14 protein-coding genes are annotated in these 15,277 nt (G+C 28.2%); 2 read left to right on the top strand and 12 right to left on the bottom strand.

Annotated features, from left to right (window positions below; genetic code table 11):
• Nucleotides 1-10: 10 nt before the first annotated feature.
• The 5 genes from HZY82_RS05070 to purR form a co-directional block, all read right to left on the bottom strand.
• Complete coding sequence (locus HZY82_RS05070) at nucleotides 11-2,428, bottom strand: PD-(D/E)XK nuclease family protein (protein WP_179938883.1); 2,418 nt, start codon at nucleotides 2,426-2,428, stop codon at nucleotides 11-13.
• A gap of 32 nt (nucleotides 2,429-2,460) precedes the next feature.
• Nucleotides 2,461-3,453 carry a DHH family phosphoesterase gene (locus HZY82_RS05065; RefSeq protein ID WP_135155916.1) on the bottom strand — a complete coding sequence of 331 codons (993 nt, stop codon included), beginning with the start codon at nucleotides 3,451-3,453 and terminating at the stop codon, nucleotides 2,461-2,463.
• Between the two features lie 17 nt (nucleotides 3,454-3,470).
• Nucleotides 3,471-4,775, bottom strand: a complete 1,305-nt coding sequence (locus tag HZY82_RS05060; protein ID WP_179938882.1) for a DRTGG domain-containing protein — start codon at nucleotides 4,773-4,775, stop codon at nucleotides 3,471-3,473.
• A gap of 88 nt (nucleotides 4,776-4,863) precedes the next feature.
• Nucleotides 4,864-6,240 (bottom strand): bifunctional UDP-N-acetylglucosamine diphosphorylase/glucosamine-1-phosphate N-acetyltransferase GlmU, encoded by a 1,377-nt coding sequence (glmU, locus tag HZY82_RS05055; protein ID WP_179938880.1) that lies wholly within the window; start codon nucleotides 6,238-6,240, stop codon nucleotides 4,864-4,866.
• Nucleotides 6,241-6,252: 12 nt separating this feature from the next.
• A complete protein-coding gene (gene purR, locus HZY82_RS05050; protein ID WP_135155919.1) occupies nucleotides 6,253-7,101 on the bottom strand; it encodes a pur operon repressor in 849 nt (282 codons plus the stop codon).
• Between the two features lie 160 nt (nucleotides 7,102-7,261).
• Between purR and HZY82_RS05045 the strand changes: the two genes are divergently transcribed.
• Nucleotides 7,262-8,560 carry a hemolysin family protein gene (locus tag HZY82_RS05045; protein ID WP_135155920.1) on the top strand — a complete coding sequence of 433 codons (1,299 nt, stop codon included), beginning with the start codon at nucleotides 7,262-7,264 and terminating at the stop codon, nucleotides 8,558-8,560.
• Nucleotides 8,561-8,605: 45 nt separating this feature from the next.
• Here HZY82_RS05045 and HZY82_RS05040 read toward each other — a convergent pair whose 3' ends face one another.
• The 5 genes from HZY82_RS05040 to HZY82_RS05020 all read right to left on the bottom strand — a co-directional run bounded on the left by HZY82_RS05040 (nucleotide 8,606) and on the right by HZY82_RS05020 (nucleotide 12,753).
• The gene (locus HZY82_RS05040; RefSeq protein ID WP_179938878.1) at nucleotides 8,606-10,255 is read right to left on the bottom strand and encodes a formate--tetrahydrofolate ligase; all 1,650 of its coding nucleotides are present in this window, start codon (nucleotides 10,253-10,255) and stop codon (nucleotides 8,606-8,608) included.
• A gap of 28 nt (nucleotides 10,256-10,283) precedes the next feature.
• Nucleotides 10,284-10,757 carry a tRNA (uridine(34)/cytosine(34)/5-carboxymethylaminomethyluridine(34)-2'-O)-methyltransferase TrmL gene (gene trmL, locus HZY82_RS05035; RefSeq protein WP_135155922.1) on the bottom strand — a complete coding sequence of 158 codons (474 nt, stop codon included), beginning with the start codon at nucleotides 10,755-10,757 and terminating at the stop codon, nucleotides 10,284-10,286.
• 3 nt (nucleotides 10,758-10,760) lie between these two features.
• Complete coding sequence (ffh, locus tag HZY82_RS05030) at nucleotides 10,761-12,113, bottom strand: signal recognition particle protein (protein WP_179938876.1); 1,353 nt, start codon at nucleotides 12,111-12,113, stop codon at nucleotides 10,761-10,763.
• Between the two features lie 9 nt (nucleotides 12,114-12,122).
• Complete coding sequence (gene ylxM / locus HZY82_RS05025) at nucleotides 12,123-12,446, bottom strand: YlxM family DNA-binding protein (RefSeq protein WP_135155924.1); 324 nt, start codon at nucleotides 12,444-12,446, stop codon at nucleotides 12,123-12,125.
• 163 nt (nucleotides 12,447-12,609) lie between these two features.
• The gene (locus tag HZY82_RS05020) at nucleotides 12,610-12,753 is read right to left on the bottom strand and encodes a hypothetical protein (RefSeq protein WP_167753205.1); all 144 of its coding nucleotides are present in this window, start codon (nucleotides 12,751-12,753) and stop codon (nucleotides 12,610-12,612) included.
• A 135-nt stretch (nucleotides 12,754-12,888) separates the two neighbouring features.
• Between HZY82_RS05020 and HZY82_RS05015 the strand changes: the two genes are divergently transcribed.
• Entirely contained in the window at nucleotides 12,889-13,521 is a 633-nt protein-coding gene (locus tag HZY82_RS05015) for a LexA family protein (RefSeq protein WP_135155925.1), read from the top strand.
• A 52-nt stretch (nucleotides 13,522-13,573) separates the two neighbouring features.
• On the opposite strand, the gene HZY82_RS05010 is transcribed toward HZY82_RS05015, so the two are convergent.
• Together HZY82_RS05010 and HZY82_RS05005 are read right to left on the bottom strand one after the other, a co-directional pair.
• Nucleotides 13,574-14,797 carry a DUF5776 domain-containing protein gene (locus HZY82_RS05010; RefSeq protein ID WP_179938875.1) on the bottom strand — a complete coding sequence of 408 codons (1,224 nt, stop codon included), beginning with the start codon at nucleotides 14,795-14,797 and terminating at the stop codon, nucleotides 13,574-13,576.
• A gap of 129 nt (nucleotides 14,798-14,926) precedes the next feature.
• Nucleotides 14,927-15,274 (bottom strand): rhodanese-like domain-containing protein, encoded by a 348-nt coding sequence (locus HZY82_RS05005; RefSeq protein WP_179938884.1) that lies wholly within the window; start codon nucleotides 15,272-15,274, stop codon nucleotides 14,927-14,929.
• Between the last annotated feature and the right edge of the window lie 3 nt (nucleotides 15,275-15,277).

Genomic DNA, 15,277 nt, shown 5'->3' with positions numbered 1-15,277 from the left:
TAGATTTAACTTAATTTATTTTTTCAAATATATCCCCCTCATTAAATATAAATTTCTTATTTATTTTCTCAACGATATCACTATAGGTCTTTTTTACAATATTTAAATCTTCTTGTAAAGAAATATCTAAATTTTTCTCTGTATATTTCAATTTTTTATATAAATAGATTACTTCTAGAGGAGAATAGTATTGTACATTATCCACATACTTATGTATTTTTTCTATATCAAAAAATACCTCCGTTTCAATATTTTTTTTGATAGTATTTTCCTCATTGTTATTTAAAATCTTATATACCATATCAATATAAATGGATGCATTTTGTAGTTGATATTTAGAATTCAATTTACTATAAGATATGTATAACTTCTCTCTCGCTCTTGTTAATGCAATATAAGCTACAAAATCCTCATCAATCATCAAAACTTTTGAACTTGGAGATAATTCTATACCGAATAAAGATAAAGAATGCTTATCACTATCATCTATTATCCCTGTAGAATCAAGACTTTTAGGTAATATATCTTTATTAAAACCTACTATGAAAATTATTTTTTTATTTTCAACTTTTGATAAATCAATTTTAGACATTATAATATAATCATCTGAACGTGGTACAGTTCTATAAACTATTTTATCTAATAAGATAAACATTATTTTCTTAAACCTTATATAGTCTAATCTCGTATCTCTCTTCTCATTAATACTTTTTAATAAATCTATAATTTTATCAAATATTTGCTGATTTTTATTTTTTTCTTCTAACTGCTTTAAAGATATCTTAGTAACTTCATATTTTTTTATAATTTTTTCTTCAACATTCAACCATTCTAATATACCAAATATATTTTTGACATACTTAGAAATTTTCTTTCCCTTTTTTAACTGATTAAGTCTATAGGCTAAATCCTGTAGGAATGTTTTTACAAAACTTAATTCTTGACTAGTATAGCCTTGGCTCGGCTTAATGAAATATTTTTTATCTAAATCCTGTATTTTATTAACTAATTTGTTGTTTAATATAATTTCTATATCTTCTGTAGTTAAATTTCCTCCTTTCATTAAAATACTTTTTAAATCCACAGAAGAATTTTTAATGATATTTAGAATGCTATATTTAAATCTTTTATCATCATAATTTAAGATATTTTTTATCAATTTTATTAGTCTATGATTTGAAACACTTATCTCTTTATCTATATGAAGATTTATACCGAAATCTCTCAATATGTATTCAAAGTTTTCATATACTTCATCTCTATATAAAATAGCAATATCCTTTAAATTATATTTATTTTCTATGCGCTCCCTGCTGATATTTCTAGCAAGCTGTTTCATTTCTAATTCAATATTAGGAGCTTCATATATAGAAATATTGTTTTTTCTAGTTTCTTTATAAGATTTAGAATTTTTACTAAGTTCTTTTTGTAAATAATATAATTCATCATTCACATATCTATTTTCTTCATATTTATTTCTTTGAATTTCAGTTATAATATTCCTATTAACTTCCAAATGGATTTTATAGTTTTTATTTTTTTCTTCGGAATAAAATGTAACTATTTCAAATTTGAATAACTTGTTTCTTATAAGTATAGAATTAATATAGGCTATTATTTCATGAGATTTCCTATAGATATCTAAAGCATACTTATTAGTATCTCTTACGTCTTTTAAAGATAAAAAATTATATGTCTTCTCTTCAATTAAATCTTGTTTGACTAATTTTTCCAACTTAAAATTAGTATATTTATCTAATTCACTTATACAAGATAGTGAAACTTTATTTGATTTTTTTATAAAGACCTCTATTAACTTATATTCTAGTGGGGAAAAATTATAATATCCATCTATATAAAAAACATACTCGGACAGATCTGTATGTTCCAAACCGGCAATAATATTTTCAATATAAGTTTGTTCACTATACTCCATATTTTCTAGTAGTATGGCCTTATATTCTGTATAAAGTTCGACAATATCTTCAAACTTATCTCTACTATCATCCAAAGTGTCTATAAATTCCCTTATTTCAATACTTTCAACATCATATTCATTTAATTCATCAATCAAATCATTTATTACATTAATAAAATCAAAATCTTGCATCAATCTATTTATTAAAAAATTATCTCTACCCTCAAATCTATTGATAAGCTCTAAGTAATAGAAATATTTATTCGTTTCTTTCAAAGGAACTACATCAGATCCTATTAAAGTACTTAACTTCCTAGATAACCTTGCAAAATTTACCACATCAATATTGAAAGTAGCACCTAATTCTTCACATAATAATTTTTCAAAGTTATATGAATTTTGATCAGGAGTAATAATTATAATTTTATTTGAATCTTTTTTTACTTTAATATCATTTAGAATATACTTTGTTTTACCTAATCCACTAGGTGCAATAATCAACTCTAACATAATAAATACCTCCAAAAAATACTAGATACTATCTATTCAGTACCTAGTATTTCCTTATTTTTATTAAATTCAAAAACTACTCTTGCTAAATCATCAAGTAAATCATCTAATTCATCCCAATTTTTGACTGTCGCTCCGCTAGCTAATCTATGTCCACCACCATTATATTTTTCAGCAATTTGGTTTATTGACGGACCTTTAGATCTTAAACGTACTCGTATTTTATTACCTTCATCAATTGCAAAGCACCAAGCTACTAATCCTTCTAAACTTCTTATTAAATTTACTTCACTCGATACCTCTCCAGGTTCAATTTGATACTCCTCCATATCAGCTTTAGTAATTTTTAAATAAACCACTCCATCATGATATACATTATAATTTTTAAAAATAAATGATCTAAATCTCATCATTTTCTCACTAGAAATATCTAGCCTATTTAATAATTGCGCCATATTAAAATCATAATTTAATAATTCTGCAGCTACTTTTAAAGTGTTTGCACTTGTATTTGGAAATAAGAATCTTCCTGTATCTCCTACTATACCAACATAAATTAACTCAGCTGCTTTATCTGTTAATTTAAAATTATATTTATCTTTTAAATATGTATAAAAATTATATATTAACTCGCTACACGATGAGACTTCTATATCCACTAAATTTATATTTGCATAATTATCAATTGGGGGGTGATGATCTATTTTAATTAGATAGTTTTCTTTTGTAAACAACTTTCCGTCGATTCTATCAAAATTTGCAGTATCAGTAGTAATTACTAATGCACCTTTGTAATCACTACTATCTACTTCTACAGTATCGAATAAAAATGATAGTGATGGTGATTTTTTCCCTACAAGTATAACTTCCTTATCTTCGAAATTTTTTCTTATAATTTCTGCTAAAGCACCTTGAGAACCATAAGCATCCGGATCTGGTCTTTCATGTCTATGAATAATAATTTTCTTATACTGTCTTATTTTTTGAAAAATTTTCTCATATAATTCTATATTTTTTTCTACCATAGTTCTTCTTTCTTAATCTAATTTCTTTGAAATACTTGACAAGTAACTAAGGCTTTAGCTACCATATCATTTTTATCATAAACTTCTACATCAAATTTAGCTGACTTTCTTCCTATATCTAAAATTATGGCTTTCGCCGTTATTATTTTATCTAATGGAACTGGTTTAATAAAATAAATATTAACATTTTGCATCAATACTTCACTTCTATTATGATTATAACTTGCTATATGAACAGATTCATCAATCATACTTAATAAAGCTGCACTTGAAAATGTTCCAAATTGATCTAACATCTGAGGAACAACTTTTATCTGAATACCATCTACTTTTTTCACAATACCTTTCCTTATAGTTTCATCAAATGTATCGTTATTTTGAGTATGATACCTGCTATTAGTTAACATTGAATTGATGATTATCTTTCTTGTAACAATTCCAAGTAACATAGACTTCTCATCAACTACCGGAATTAACTCAAAACCTTCTGATAAAATAACATTTCCTATCGAAGATACTGGATCATTTAGCCTTGCAGTAGTAACTTTCTTTTCCATAACATCTTTAATCAATAGGCTCTTATCCTTTAAGAAAACATCTCTTACTGTCACTACTCCTACTAATTTTCCTATTTCATTGACAACTGGAAATCTGGTGTGACCAACATTTAATTGCAGATTATACCAATCTTCTACTGTATTATCTTCTTTTATTGTGTGAATAGAATCTTTTTTTATATACATAGATTCAACAGTCACTATATCTCTTTTTATTATTTGATCATTCGTTACCCTATTAATCAAATGAGCAATAGAAAATGAATCATGGTTAGTTACTATCAGAGGCAGATTTTTCTGATCAGCTACTTTTTTTATTTCAGCACTAGGAATGTAGCCTCCTGCAATTAAGACAGCACACCCTTTAGACAGGGCCATTTCTATAACATTTGGTCTGTTTCCTACTATTAATAAGGTTCCCTTTTCTATATGCTGTTCTACTTGTTTAAAATCCATCGCACCGATTGCAAAATCTTGTACAATTTCATGTATTCCTCCACGTCCAGCTATTAATTGACCTTCAACAATATTCACAATTTCAGAATAAGATAGTTTCTCAATATTTTCTCGTTCTTTCTTCTGAATTCTTACAGTTCCCACCCTCTCAATAGAGGAAACAAAACCTTTGTTTTCAGATTCCTTTATGGCTCTATAAGCAGTTCCTTCACTAACTTTCAAATCTTTTGCAACTTGTCTTACCGATATTTTACTACCAATAGGTAAGGATTTTATATGTTCTAATATTTTTTGATGTTTTGATTTCATAAAAAATACTACCTTTCTGTAATAATATTATTTTTATTATAGCATTTTCTAAAAAGAAACACAATCGAAACTGTTCTATATCAGAATCTTATTTTCTACCTGCTGGCAATCTCTTAGCATAACCTTCTTTATTTTCTTGCTTCACTCTCGCAATAGCTAGCGTATCGTCTTTTATATTTTCGGTAACAGTTGTACCTGCTGCAACAACAACTCCATTTCCAATTTCTAATGGGGCTATCAAATTAGAGTTACATCCTATAAATGTATCTTTTCCAATTTTTGTTTCATATTTATTTTTACCATCATAATTAACAGTTATCGTCCCACATCCAATATTGGTATTATCCCCTACAGTCACATCTCCCATGTAACTTAAATGGGAAGTTTTAGCTCCATTTCCATATTTAGCATTCTTAAGTTCTACAAAATTTCCTACTCTAACATCCGAACCTAATACAGTATTATTTCTTAAATGAGCATATGGACCCACAGTTGAATTATCCCCAACTTCTGAATCTATTATAGTGGATTGTAGCACATCTACCGAATTACCAATTTTGGAATTTTCTAAATATGAATTAGGTTTAATCTTACAATCATCTCCTATAATAGTATTAGATTTAATCGTTACATTAGGATATATTGTTGTATCTCTTCCTATTATTGCATTTGGAGCTATATATGTTGATGATGGATCCACTAAGGTTACTCCGTTTAACATATGTTTTTCATTAATTCTTTTGCGCATGACATTTTCTGCATATGACAATGCAACCCTATCATTAACACCAAAAGTTTCATCAAAATCAGCACAAAAATAAGTTTCTATCTTTTCAGACTTCTCTCTTAACAAATATAATACATCTGGTAAGTAATATTCACCTTGAGTATTATTATTTTTAACAAGTTCTAGCATTTCAAAAAGTAATTCATTATCAAAACAATAAATTCCAGAATTAATTTCTTTAATTTGTTTTTCTGTAACACTAGCATCCTTTTCTTCTACTATTTTTAATAGTTTTCCCTTTTCATCGCGAATTATTCTTCCATAAGAGTATGGATTTTCAGTATAAGAGGTCAAGACGGTAGCTTTCGCTCTTGTTTCCTCGTGATGTTTTAACATATTATCCACTGTTTCAGATTTAATTAATGGCGTATCTCCATACATTACAATAGTTGTTCCTTTTTTATCAGCTAAAATATCTTTCGCCATTTTTACTGCATGACCAGTCCCTAATTGATCTGATTGTAAAACAAACTTGCTTCTATTTCCTACAGCCTTTTTTACTAATTCAGCACCATGACCTACTACAGTAACTATTTCTTTCATATTCAAATCTGCAACACTATCTAGAACCAACTCTACCATAGTCCTATCACATACTTTATGCAAAACCTTATATAATTTCGACTGCATTCTAGTTCCCTTTCCTGCAGCTAACACAACTGTATATCTATTGTTCATATTCTATATCCTCTATCTTTCAATATTTTTATTTTTTTCATTTAATTGCTGTAATGCATTTCCACTCTCTATTTCGAACTCACCCGTAAATTCATTCAATTTTGTTAGTCTAGACAAGTATGTATAATTTTCATCAATATCATACTCCGAATCAAAACATTGAGTTAAAACTGCTTTTCCTACAACATCTACATCAAATTCTTTCATAAGTGATTGCATTCCCTTCATAACACCACCACCACGTAAAAAATCATCAACTAATAAGACTTTTGATGAAGACTCTAGGCTACGTTTTGATAAAACCATTGTTTCTATTTTCTTTCTTGACCCAGAAACAAAGTTTATTGCTACAGTAGTCCCCTCTGTTACCTTATTATCTCTCCTAATTATTACAACTGGTCTATTTAACACAGATGCTACTGCATAAGCAACTGGTATACCTTTTGATGCAACAGTCACAACTGCATCAACTTCCTTGTCTTGATAAATATTCGCAATTAACAAACCTAATTTATTCATCAAACTTGGGTTTCCGATAATGTCTGACATATAGATATAACCACCTGCTAATAGTCTATCTGTAGATTTCAAGTTATCTAAAAATTCATCTACTACCTCTCTAGCTGCTGTGTTATTCAATATTGGATAAAATACTACTCCTCCATTAACCCCAGACAAAGTTTTAATAGTCCCTATACACTCTTCTTTAAAACTATCTTTTATAATATGGATATCTTCACTTATTGAAGATTTAGCTTGATTAAATTTTGATACAAAATATGTTAAAGGAATTAGTTTATTAGGATTTTTCAACAAATATTCTGTCATCAATACTATACGTTCACTTCTTTTTAATTTCATTAATCTCTCTCCAAATCTTAATACTATTTATAAGTTTAACACGAACATTCGTTATAGTAAAGTCTTTTAAATATATTTCAAAATATTGAATAAATGCTGTCTTTATAGTATAATATCTTTACTAAATATTTTAAAGAAAAGAGGATATAACACTTAAATTATGGATCTCAGTATCATATTAAAAATATTTTTAATCATTATTTTACTATTGGGTTCTGCATTATTCGTTATGGCAGAATTTTCATTAGTTAAATTACGACCTACTAGAGTACAAGAGTTAGCTAAAACTGGAGATAAAAACTCTAAGTTAATATTACATATGCTTGACAACTTAGATAATTATTTATCAGCTTGTCAACTTGGTATTACTATCGTTTCTCTTGGTTTAGGTTGGGTTGGAGAATCAACATTTCATGCATTACTTCATCCAGTGTTTGATTTACTAAACCTTAATCCATCAATAAGTCATACAATCTCATTTGTTTTTGCCTTTTCTCTTATGACACTTCTTCACGTTGTTCTTGGAGAGTTAGTACCAAAAACAATGGCAATACAAGCCGCTGAAAAATCTTCTTATAGAATCGCAAGACCCTTGTATATTTTCTATAAAATTATGAAGCCATTTATCTGGGCGCTTAACGGCTTAGCTGGAATTATAATAAATTCCATGGGCTATTCTTCATTAGCTGGTCATGGTGACATTCATAGTGAGCAAGAACTTAGAACTATTATGCAGTCTTCTAGAGCTCATGGTCAAATAAATGATAATGAATATCGCTATGTAGAACGTGTATTTGAATTCGATAATAAGATAGCTAAAGAAGTCATGACGCCTCGTACAGAAGTCGAAGCAATCGATCTAGAAGATTCATTAGCTGTTATAAGCAGGCAAATGAAACAAGAAGAATATACTCGATATCCTGTTATTAGAGATGGTGATAAAGATGATATTCTAGGAATATTAAATGTTAAAAAATTACTATTTGCTGATAAAGAAATCACAGAAAGTTCTAACTTAGAAGAATTTATCTCTCCAGCTATAAAAGTATTTGAACATACTCCTATCTCTCAAGTTTTAAAAACAATAAAACAAACAAGAGAACATATGATTATAATAACTGATGAATATGGTGGAACAAGTGGTATACTTACTTTAGAAGATATCGTTGAAGAATTGACAGGAGAAATTCGTGATGAATTTGACGATGATGAACAAAGTTTGATCAAAAAACTTAAGAATGGTCATTATTTAGTTGATGGATGGGTTCCAATTCAAGATATAAATTCTTTATTTTCTATCAACCTTCCCCACGAAGAGGTAGACACTATTGGAGCTTACATATATTTACAAAAATATGAATATAAAGTTGGAGCTACCTACTTAATAAAAGATGTAAACTTTAAAGTTCTTACTGTTGAAGAAAATCAAATACGCCAGATTGAAATTTGGAAAGACTAAAAAATAGAGATGATTTTAATCATCTCTATTTTTTAGTCTAATTTATTAGAATATATTTACTATATTTTCATTTTCATCTATATCAATTTTCACAGCATTAGGAATTTTAGGTAAACCAGGCATTGTTAAAATCTTATTTGTATAAACTACTACAAACCCTGCTCCCGCTTTTAATTTTATATCTGTAATCTTTACCGTAAAATCTATAGGTCTACCTTTTAAATTAGGATCATCTGATAATGATAAAGGAGTTTTCGCCATACAGATGGGTAAATGACTCAGTCCCAATTTGTTAATTTTCTTAATTTCATTCAGTGACTCTTGACTAACACTAATACCAGCTGCACCATAGATTTCTTTACATACAATTTCAATTTTTTCTAATATCGATTTACTATCTTCGTACAGAAATTTAAATTCTTTTGTACTATTGTCAACTAAATCTATCACTTTATTAGCTAGGTCAATGGCACCTTTTCCTCCTTCAGAAAAAACTTTTGTTTCTGATAAAGTTATATCTTTATCCTTAGCCCATTCTTTCATAAAATTAAGTTCTACTTCTGTATCTGTAGAAAAAACATTTAATGCCACTACAACTGGAACATTAAATTTCTCTAAGTTTTCTAAGTGTTTTTCTAAATTAGATATTCCTATTTTAAGTGCTTCTAGATTTTCTATAGTTAACTTCTCTACTTCAATACCTCCATGAAGTTTTAAAGCTCTAATAGTTGCTACAATAACAGCTGCTTTAGGTTTTAAATTAGCTTTTCTACATTTAATATTAAAGAATTTTTCTGCACCTAAATCAGCTCCAAAACCAGCTTCAGTTACAACATAATCAGCATACTTCATAGCTGTCTTAGTAGCAATAATAGAATTACACCCATGAGCTATATTAGCAAATGGCCCTCCATGAATAATTGCTGGATTATTCTCCAATGTTTGAACAATATTCGGCTTGATAGCATCTTTTAATATAGCTGCTATAACCCCTTCTATTTCTAAATCACGCACATAAATTGCTTCACCTTTTGAGTTATAAGCAACAATAATATTGGAAACTTTATTTTTTAAGTCCTGTACATTTTCCGATAAACACAAAATCGCCATTATCTCACTTGCCACTGTTATATCAAAATGATCTGATCTCTGTTCCCCGTTATTAGCTGTAGCAACTTCAATATGTCTTAATGCTCGATCATTCATATCAAGAACACGATTAAATACTACATTTTTAATATCTAATTGATTTCCTTGAAAAATATGGTTATCAATAACTGCAGCAATTGCATTGTTTGCAGTTGTTATGGCATGCATGTCCCCAGTGAAGTGTAAGTTAATCTCGTCCATTGGAATTACCTGTGAATATCCACCACCACAAGCTCCACCCTTCATTCCTAAAACTGGACCTAAAGATGGCTCTCTAAGTGCTACACACGCCTTTTTACCAATTGCATTTAAACCTTCAGTTAGTCCGATAGTAACCGTTGATTTACCTTCACCACCAGCAGTTGGATTTACTGCTGTAACTAAGATTAAATTAGAATTAGGATTAGCTTCTAATTCATTAATTTTAATTTTTGCTTTGTAATCCCCATATAAAATAAGGTCTTCATCTTTAATTCCTATTTTATTAGCGATAATTGTAATTTTTTCCTTTTGGCTTTCTTGTGAAATTTGAAAATCTGTTTTCATTGGGTGCTTCTCTCCTTAAAATATTAAACTAAATTAAATTTTTAAAATTTTGTTGTCTTAATACTTCATAAATAATCATAGCTGCCGTATTTGATAAATTTAAAGATCGAACTTTATCAGTCATTGGAATTCGCAACGTCTGTTCTTTGTATTTCTCTCTAAATTCTTCCGGCAATCCTTTTGTCTCTTTTCCAAATATAAGGTAAATATCTTCATTATCTTGATTAGAAAAATCAAAATCTGTATAGTTCTGCTTTCCAAATTTTGTAACTAAGAAATAATTTTTATCTTTTGTGTTTTCTAAAAAATCATCCATACTTTCCCACACAACCAAGTCTAAATTATCCCAATAATCTAATCCGGCTCTCTTTACATGCTTATCATCGATTGAAAAGCCAAGTGGTTTAATTAAATGTAATCTTGTATTTGTTCCAACACAAGTTCTTGCTATGTTACCAGTATTTGCCGGGATTTCAGGTTGAAATAATACAATATTATTCATATTCTAAAACGGTAATTTACCTCCTAGTAACCTACCTATCCCCTTTCTTTTTGACTTATTATTCACCATTCCTCCAAATTGTTTCATCATTTTTCTCATTTCTTCAAATTGTTTAATTAATTTATGAACTTCTGATATAGGTCTTCCACTTCCCTTGGAAATCCTATTTCTTCTTGGAACATTTATGATATCTGGATTCTGACGTTCTTCAATAGTCATAGATTGAATAATTGCTTCAATATAAGTAAACTGCTTTTCATCAATTTGCGATAGATCTACACCTTTAACTTTATTCATTCCAGGTAACATTCCTAATATATCTTTTATTGAACCCAACTTTTTCATCTGATTTAATTGACTTAAAAAATCCTCAAATGTAAAATTTTGAGTCAATATTTTTTCCTGCATCTTCTTGGCTTCATCTTCATCAATAGATGCTTGGGCTTTTTCGATTAAAGTCAAAACATCTCCCATTCCTAGAATTCTTGACGCCATTCTCTCTGGATGAAAATATTCTAGATCATTCATTTTTTCACCCATACCAATTAATTTGATAGGTTTACCTGTAATTGATTTAATTGATAAGGCCGCTCCCCCCCTTGTATCTCCATCAAGTTTAGTCAATACAAGTCCAGAAATATCCAATTGTTCATTGAAGGATGTAGCTATATTAACAGCCTCTTGTCCAATCATTGAATCCACTACTAATAGAATTTCTTGAGGTTTTACTGCTGCTTTAATATCTTGTAATTCTGTCATTAACTCTTCATCAATATGTAACCTACCAGCAGTATCTATAATTATATAGTTTAAATTATTTTCTTCTGCATAATTTAAACCGTCTTTAACAATATCAACTGGATTTTTATCTACATAGAAAACAGGAATATCCAATTGTTTACCTAAAGTTTGCAATTGTTGAACAGCAGCTGGGCGATATACATCCGCGGCAATTAGTAAAGGACGTTTTTTCATTGTTTTCTTTGCTTTTAAAGCAAGTTTCCCAGCTGTAGTAGTTTTCCCTGCCCCCTGTAACCCTACCATCATAACAGTGTTTTTTTTATTATTTTGAACTAATTCAGAATTATTACCGCCTAATAACTCAACTAATTCTTCATTAACAATTTTAACTATTTGTTGAGCTGGTGTAAGTGACTTCATTACATCTACTCCAACTGCTCTTTCACTAATTTTTTTTACGAAATCTTTTACTACTTTAAAGTTAACATCAGCTTCCAATAAAGCTAATCTAACTTCTCTCATCATTTCTTTTACATCAGTTTCTGTTACCTTACCCTTGCCTGTTAATTTAGCGATCGTATTCTGTAATCTCTCTGATAAATTTTCAAATGCCATTGTATCCTCCTAATTTTCTAATTTAAGCAGGTGTTCTATTAAATTTGCTATATCATCATCTTTATTAATTTTAGTAATTTCATTTAAAATAAATTTTCTTTGGTTACTTGATTCAATAAGAGATAATTTTTTTTCATAATCCTCTAAATCTGCAAGACTTCTCTTTATATTAGTGGATATTGCTTGTTTGGATACACCATAAATCTCTGCCATTTCTGTTAAAGATAAATCTTCAAAATAATAATTTTTCAAATACTCTCTTTGCTTATCGCTAAGTAAATCAGCATAATAATCATATAAATGACTTACTTCCAATATTTTCTTTATTTCCACTAAGCCCTCCTTTAATTATACATACTATTTAATTTTAGCATATTAACATAAATTAGTAAATCATTTTTATAGAACGAATATAATCTTAAAGCATAAATTAGTATGATTTTCCGAATATTTCTAAATTAATATTTATGTATTTTATAATTAAATTCAGTTTTTGCTATAAATACTTAATTTCACTAGGTATTGAATTTTTCCTTTTCTTTTTAATGTTTATAAACATACTATTTTTTTCTTTAATTCTTTCAATAAATTCTACTACCTTTAATATAGTAATAACTATTATTAACCAATATATAAACATTTCCGCCTCCAATAAATTAAGATTTCCGTACTTTTATAATAACATAAAGTTTTCCGTATTTCAAGTGTATGATATATTGATTTTTTATACGGAATACTTTATAATTAAATCAGTATATATTAGGAGTTTTTTACTATGGATAAAGATTTATTTAGAGAAAGACTGTCCTCTCTTCTCAAGAAAAAAAATATCAAGCAAGCGCAATTATCAAAATTAAGTGGTATCTCTGCATCTTCTATAAGTGATTGGCTCAAAGGGAAATACAGTCCTAAACAAGATAAAATTGAAATACTAGCCAATATTTTAAAAGTTAACTCATTATGGCTGGCTGGGATTTCAAAAATAAGAACCCCTCTATCCACTACTTCAACTACAAATATTTCAAATTTGTCAACAAAAATTAATAAAATTCCATTACTTGGAGAGATTTGTGCTGGAGATGGAATCTTTGTTGAAGAAAATTTTGAAAATTATATCTACAATGATCAAATTAAAGGTGCAGATTTTGCATTAACTGTAAAGGGTGATAGTATGACTGAAGCTGGAATTTTTGAAGGTGATGTTGTTTTTATAAAAAAAACATCACTTGTTAGAAATGGTGCTATAGCTGCTGTACTTTTACTTGATTCAAATGAAGCCACTATTAAAAAATTTTATAAAAAAGATACTCATGTTTTACTACAACCATGTAATTCACATTATGAACCTATTATTACAAAAGATGTTTTAATTTTGGGGGAATGTATAGGCATTTTTAGAAAATTTTAAACTAACTAAAAAAAGAAGCAACTATGCTTCTCTTTTTTAGTGTTAGAATATTTTATATTTGAACAACAGTGTTAGCAAAAGGTAAATAAGTTCCATCTTCTAAGTAATACACCAATCTATTATTACTTACACCATATCCTGTTACACTGTAACTTGTATTTAATGTAGCTTTAGATTTAGTTTTCGTTAATTCTTTATCTTCAAAAATATCTTGTTCTTCTGTAACAGCTACAGCTAAAGGATATGCAATAAAATCAAAATTCATAGAATCATTATTTGTAACAATCTCAACTAATTTTGGATTAGCTGTAATATATTGTCCTGCCGCATCTCCTTCGGCTATCTGGTACATCATATACCCACCTGGAAATGATACTGAATTTACTTTCAATTGTGTATCTTTTTCTATATTTCCTATTTTATTAGACCATCCAGCTGATTGATATGTAGGTATTTTTTCTAATACTTTAATATCTCTTGCTACTGATAAAGTTATTCCAGGATTATAATCTTTATTAGCTGCTGCTTCTTCTTTATTTATCAGATCAATTAAATCAGAATTAACATTTTCATTATCTTTCTTACTATTTTCATTGCTATCAGTGTTTTCTGAACTAGCTGCACTGCTTTGCGTTGTAGTTGTTGTCGTTGTAGTATTTGAAAGATAACCACTATAAGTATCTTTCGGAGTTGATAAAAGTTTCATAAATAAGACCAATGCTGTAATAGTGATTAGCGTAATAATTATCGAAAATAATATTTTAAATTTATAGTTATGCCTTGCAATTCGTACATATTCTAAACTTTTTATATTTTTTCTAAATATATACTTAGATACATAATATATTATTGACCCAATAAAGACTTTAAATACATTTTTTTCTGTATCCACATATTCATAAAATTCCGGCTCTTCATCATCTTCTATGGTTTCATTTAAAATTACAATATCTTTTTTATCTATAGCCTCATCTTTTAAAACTTTTTTAGACTCTTTTTCTTTAAGTTCTTCAAGTAATTGCCTTTTTAATTTTCTCCTTTCCAACAGTAACTTTCTTAATTTATCTTCTTTTTCTTGAATTGATTCTTTAACCTGTTCATTTTGATTTTTATTCAGAGTCATCAATCTCAATCTTTCTTTCTCTATCTCAGCTTCTTTTTCTTTTAAAATATCTTTAGCTGGTTCTACTTTTTTAACATTCTCGTTCTCTTCTTTTGTTTTCAAAGTTTCTGATTTTATATGAGACTTATTTTTTTTTGATTTTTTCTTTTTCATTATAATCTCCTCAACATTCTAAGTTACAATTAATTATAACACATTTATTTAAATATATATACTAAAGTATTTACATACTTGAAAAATCTCCTAAAATTCAATAATTTTAGGAGATTTTTCTCAATTAATTTATTTTTTTGTTTTTAAATTTTCTTCCCATGCTTGAAGTCCATTTTTTAACATATATATATCAGTATATCCGTATTTTTTTAAAGTATAGGCTGCTCTAGGGGCTAGAGATCCATTTTTATCACATAAATAAATTGGTTTATCCTTTAATAAAGAAGAATATTTAAAGTTTAACTGTGAAAAAGGAATATTTCTTGCTCCATTAATATGGGCATAAGTAAATTCTGTTTTTTCTCTTATATCTACTAATTGAACTTTTCTAATATCTTTTTTAAATTCTGCATAAGGTAATTTAGTAACAGCTTTACTCATTCTATAATAATTAATTAATCCTACTGCAGCAACAATAGC

The sequence above is a fragment of the Gemella sp. GL1 genome, assembly GCF_013415365.1.
In the GTDB taxonomy this organism is placed as follows: Bacteria; Bacillota; Bacilli; order Staphylococcales; family Gemellaceae; genus Gemelliphila.
Note: the sequence above shows the minus strand (reverse complement) of the source record. Positions and strands in the feature narration are given on the sequence as shown.

Bases quoted from the DNA above. Each gene is read 5' to 3' on its own strand.
- HZY82_RS05070 (WP_179938883.1), bottom strand. From the start codon at position 2,428: ATGTTAGAGTTGATTATTGCACCTAGTGGATTAGGTAAAACAAAGTAT.
- HZY82_RS05065 (WP_135155916.1), bottom strand. From the start codon at position 3,453: ATGGTAGAAAAAAATATAGAATTATATGAGAAAATTTTTCAAAAAATA.
- HZY82_RS05060 (WP_179938882.1), bottom strand. From the start codon at position 4,775: ATGAAATCAAAACATCAAAAAATATTAGAACATATAAAATCCTTACCT.
- glmU (WP_179938880.1), bottom strand. From the start codon at position 6,240: ATGAACAATAGATATACAGTTGTGTTAGCTGCAGGAAAGGGAACTAGA.
- purR (WP_135155919.1), bottom strand. From the start codon at position 7,101: ATGAAATTAAAAAGAAGTGAACGTATAGTATTGATGACAGAATATTTG.
- HZY82_RS05045 (WP_135155920.1), top strand. From the start codon at position 7,262: ATGGATCTCAGTATCATATTAAAAATATTTTTAATCATTATTTTACTA.
- HZY82_RS05040 (WP_179938878.1), bottom strand. From the start codon at position 10,255: ATGAAAACAGATTTTCAAATTTCACAAGAAAGCCAAAAGGAAAAAATT.
- trmL (WP_135155922.1), bottom strand. From the start codon at position 10,757: ATGAATAATATTGTATTATTTCAACCTGAAATCCCGGCAAATACTGGT.
- ffh (WP_179938876.1), bottom strand. From the start codon at position 12,113: ATGGCATTTGAAAATTTATCAGAGAGATTACAGAATACGATCGCTAAA.
- HZY82_RS05020 (WP_167753205.1), bottom strand. From the start codon at position 12,753: ATGTTTATATATTGGTTAATAATAGTTATTACTATATTAAAGGTAGTA.
- HZY82_RS05015 (WP_135155925.1), top strand. From the start codon at position 12,889: ATGGATAAAGATTTATTTAGAGAAAGACTGTCCTCTCTTCTCAAGAAA.
- HZY82_RS05010 (WP_179938875.1), bottom strand. From the start codon at position 14,797: ATGAAAAAGAAAAAATCAAAAAAAAATAAGTCTCATATAAAATCAGAA.